This is a genomic window from Nocardia tenerifensis NBRC 101015 (assembly GCF_000308715.1).
Lineage (GTDB): Bacteria > Actinomycetota > Actinomycetes > Mycobacteriales > Mycobacteriaceae > Nocardia > Nocardia tenerifensis.
Genome location: NZ_BAGH01000355.1, coordinates 1 through 1,089, shown reverse-complemented (window position 1 = coordinate 1,089; position 1,089 = coordinate 1). Strand labels below are relative to the sequence as shown.

Genomic DNA, 1,089 nt, shown 5'->3' with positions numbered 1-1,089 from the left:
CCGGGCGTGAGTCTGGTTCTCGCACCACACCACACCAGCGGAGAAAGCGAAGACCATGACTACCACCCGCATCGCGGGCGCCCGCGCCACCGCGACCGCAGCCCTGATCGTCGCAGGGCTTTTCAGCGCCGTCACACCCGCCTTCGCGGGCCCCTTCGACACCGGCTCGGCGGGACCGGCCGCGCCCGGCAACCTCGGCCCGTTCGAGTACGAACACCAGTGCCTCGCCCGCGGCAACGAGGGCGTCGAGCACGGCGAATGGGCCGGCTACGACTGCGTCGGCAGCTACGGCGCCTGGCAGCTCATCCCCCGAAACTGACCGCGATCCACGACATCGAAGGACTCTTCATGACCATCACACGCGTAGCCGCCGTCACCGCGCTCACCTTCGCCGCCTTCTTCGGCGCCGGACTCGTCGACGGGATCGCCTCGGCCGACCCCGCGCCGGGACGCCTCGGCCCGTATGCCGCGCTCGCCGCCTGCGAGCGGGAGGGCAACGCCGGCATCGAGAACGGCGAGTGGGCCGACTACGAGTGCGAGGGCGCTCCGGGGGCGTGGACCATCGTGGCGCGCTGATCCCGTCTCACCTCGGCCCGGAGCGCCCGCTCCGGGCCGAACGTGTTCAACCGAAAGCCGCAGTGCCCGTCAAACCGTTTGCGAGCTGGTCGGAAAGGGCTGATCGGGACGTCCGGCCGCTCGGTCGAGGGTGACCTGGACGGATGTGTGCAGTAGCGTCAGGTGGAGATCCAGCAGTTGAAGATTTCGTATGACTCGACCTAGGAGACGACGACATGTCATACCCGTCCGGGGGCTCCGGGTACAACACACCCGCGCCCTCCGCCTCAGCCAGCTCCGGTTCGACGACGGGTGGTGGTGCGACCGCCACCGGTGTCGAGGCCAAGGGGCTGCCGTTCTTCTTGGTGGTCGGTGTCGCGGCGCTCGGCGTGCTCAACTTCCTGCTCGGTTTCCTGCCCTACGCCGGCACCAAGGCGGTCGACTTCGGCGGCACCAGGGTGACCGGCGGTGAGACCGCGAGCCTGTTCCAGGCCGGCGGCGCGGCGCTGCTCGCCATCCTGCTGCTCGGCGGCC

General features: G+C 69.9%; 3 protein-coding genes. All 3 read left to right on the top strand.

Annotated elements, in window-relative coordinates:
• Window positions 1-55: 55 nt before the first annotated feature.
• Window positions 56-319 carry a hypothetical protein gene (locus ON39_RS28580; RefSeq protein WP_040739032.1) on the top strand — a complete coding sequence of 88 codons (264 nt, stop codon included), beginning with the start codon at window positions 56-58 and terminating at the stop codon, window positions 317-319.
• A 29-nt stretch (window positions 320-348) separates the two neighbouring features.
• Window positions 349-576, top strand: a complete 228-nt coding sequence (locus ON39_RS28575) for a hypothetical protein (protein WP_040739030.1) — start codon at window positions 349-351, stop codon at window positions 574-576.
• 215 nt (window positions 577-791) lie between these two features.
• The coding region (locus ON39_RS28570; protein ID WP_040739028.1) for a DUF5336 domain-containing protein at window positions 792-1,089 on the top strand (298 nt) is incomplete at its 3' end.

Bases quoted from the DNA above. Each gene is read 5' to 3' on its own strand.
- ON39_RS28580 (WP_040739032.1), top strand. From the start codon at position 56: ATGACTACCACCCGCATCGCGGGCGCCCGCGCCACCGCGACCGCAGCC.
- ON39_RS28575 (WP_040739030.1), top strand. From the start codon at position 349: ATGACCATCACACGCGTAGCCGCCGTCACCGCGCTCACCTTCGCCGCC.